The sequence below is a fragment of the Streptococcus sp. 3167 genome, assembly GCF_013277175.1.
In the GTDB taxonomy this organism is placed as follows: domain Bacteria; phylum Bacillota; class Bacilli; order Lactobacillales; family Streptococcaceae; genus Streptococcus; species Streptococcus pseudopneumoniae.
Window position 1 is genome coordinate 1 of the sequence record NZ_VMML01000070.1, and the last position, 2,566, is coordinate 2,566.

Below are 2,566 nucleotides of genomic sequence, written 5' to 3' on the forward strand. Positions count from 1 at the left end.
CTTGTTATGACGCGCTTACGATACAACTATTGAGCAAAAGATGAATCACCTTGATGTAGGGGAGTTTGTCTTATTGCTGCCTGAACACCTCCGTTCAGAGGAAGAACATTATAAATCTGTTTTTGAAGACGACTTAACCAGTCGCATGTCTAGTCAAGATGAACGACAGCAAATGACTGCTACGGTAGGTTATTTAGAATCAGGTCAGGATCGTTTTGTATATAATACGACCCCTATTTCTTACCAACAATTTTTGAAAGATCCAATCATCATTGTTATAACACCCCAATCAACTGGTCCACAGTCCATTTTGTTTTGGATAGACGCAGTACAGAACTACATTCTCTTTAATCAATTGTCTGATGCCCAGGAGCTTATCCAGAGACAAGGCATTGAAAATTGGGTCTCAGAAATGCAAACAGGTTACCATAACTACATCACATTATTGGATAATATCCAGAGGGAACGTTGGGTAATGCTAGCAGGAGCTGTGCTTGGGATTGCAACTTCAATCTTGTTGTTTAACACTATGAATAGGCTCTACTTTGAAGAATTTAGACGTGCCATTTTTATCAAACGCATTGCAGGTCTCAGGTTCTTAGAAATCCATCACACTTATCTCTTTGCTCAACTGGGTGTGTTTTTACTGGGATTTATTGCGAGTGTATTTCTTATGGTAGAGATAGTAGTTGCTTTCTTAGTCTTGTTACTCTTTACTGGTCTATCTCTTTTACAGTTACATGTCCAAATGCAGAAAGAAAACAAGATGTCCATGCTTGTTTTGAAGGGAGGTTAATATGATTGAACTTAAACAGGTGAGTAAATCTTTTGGAGAACGAGAGTTATTTTCGAATCTTTCAATGACATTTGAGGCTGGAAAAGTCTATGCCTTAATTGGTTCAAGTGGTAGCGGAAAAACAACCTTGATGAACATGATTGGGAAATTAGAATCTTATGATGGGACGATTTTTTACCGAGGTAAAGACTTGGCCAATTATAAATCGAGTGATTTTTTCCGTCACGAATTGGGCTACCTCTTCCAGAACTTTGGCTTAATTGAAAACCAAAGTATTGAAGAAAACCTTAAGCTAGGTCTCATTGGTCAAAAGTTGAGTCGGTCGGAACAGCGGTTGAGGCAGAAGCAGGCTTTAGAACAGGTCGGCCTGGCTTATCTTGACCTAGATAAGCGCATCTTTGAGTTATCGGGCGGAGAATCGCAACGGGTTGCCTTGGCAAAAATTATCTTAAAGAATCCACCCTTTATTCTGGCAGATGAGCCAACAGCTTCAATAGACCCAGCAACCTCTCAGTTGATTATGGAGATTTTGCTATCTCTTCGAGATGATAATAGGCTAATCATTATCGCAACACATAATCCGGCAATTTGGGAGATGGCTGATGAAGTGTTCACGATGGATCGTCTGAAATAAAAATCCTTGTTTTTAATTGCACGATGAGTTATCGAAATATTATCATGAATCAATAATTGGAGTTAATTTAGAATTGTACTTTATGAATATTGAGGTAACTTTTTCTTGATAAAGGAAGAAATAGTGGAGAGAAAGTTAGAATGAAAAAATTCGACAATTATATTATTGAGAAGCCTTGCGATTCTAATTCAGATAAACTGCAAAAAATCTTAATAATTGAAAGTTTGGTAGATGATATTTTGCAATTTTCTCTCAGAATCAAAAATAGTGTAGGAGAGATTTTCCTCCTACAACCGTTTCAAAAGAAAACTATCTTTATTCCATGTTATTTTGAGGAAGATATTGTGAAAGTCAAAGATGATGATGAAGTTGAGTGGCATTTGTTAGAATTTCAAAAATTTAGAGCATTTTTGGCTTAGTAATATGTGTTGAAAGCTCAAAATCTATGGTAAAAAGTAGCTTTGAAAACGTATTACCTCCAAAGATTTAGTTAAATAATGATTTAACACAAAAAGAAATTATTGAAGTTCTGGAAAGATGTTGTTTCAGTATTGAGAAAAGGTGGGAAAAACTTGCGATTTTCACAGAGAAAGGATTGTTATAAATCTTGCATAGCTCTCTTGCTTCTATATAATAATTTTTGACTTGTTCTTTGCCAAGGAATTGTGTTCCACAATTTCCAACGAGAACGAGCAGGGGAGCTAGTTGGTAACTTGTTTGCCTCTCTTTACAGAGTTCGATAGTCTCAAGAGCTTCTTGGATGGCTTCATTATATTTTTCCTTTGATACTAGGTAGTGAGCGTAGTTGTAACGAACTCTGATGTAGCCAAATAAAAACTCTTGATGCTCAAAATTTTTTGTCTGATATAACTCCATCAAATGAGAGTAGTTTGCCTCATATTCTTGTTCAAGACCCACTAAGGAATAGAAATTAGATAGAGTATTCAACGCCTTTAAATAAATCAGAGTATTTGAAGAGACTTTTAATAATATATTTTCCAATGACGAAATTGCCTCACACTTACTGTCATATTGATAGAAGTCAATTATAGATTTAATCCATTCAAGGTAAGTTCGGTCTTCTAATGTTAGAAAAGTGCTTCGTTCTACCTCTATTTTATAAAGATATTCTAAAT

4 protein-coding genes are annotated in these 2,566 nt (G+C 35.7%); 3 read left to right on the top strand and 1 reads right to left on the bottom strand.

The window, feature by feature from the left end:
• Positions 1-40 precede the first annotated feature (40 nt).
• From HT678_RS09820 to HT678_RS11995, 3 genes are all read left to right on the top strand, one after another.
• On the top strand, positions 41-796 hold the full coding sequence (locus tag HT678_RS09820; protein WP_001015889.1) for a DUF1430 domain-containing protein: 756 nt from the start codon (positions 41-43) through the stop codon (positions 794-796).
• Between the two features lies 1 nt (position 797).
• Positions 798-1,430, top strand: coding sequence for an ABC transporter ATP-binding protein (locus HT678_RS09825; RefSeq protein ID WP_000571433.1), 633 nt, complete (start codon positions 798-800; stop codon positions 1,428-1,430).
• A 140-nt stretch (positions 1,431-1,570) separates the two neighbouring features.
• Complete coding sequence (locus tag HT678_RS11995; protein WP_000712965.1) at positions 1,571-1,849, top strand: hypothetical protein; 279 nt, start codon at positions 1,571-1,573, stop codon at positions 1,847-1,849.
• Between the two features lie 67 nt (positions 1,850-1,916).
• On the opposite strand, the gene HT678_RS09835 is transcribed toward HT678_RS11995, so the two are convergent.
• Positions 1,917-2,566, bottom strand: a 650-nt coding sequence (locus HT678_RS09835) for an XRE family transcriptional regulator (RefSeq protein ID WP_172924930.1), incomplete at its 5' end; no start/stop codon positions are given.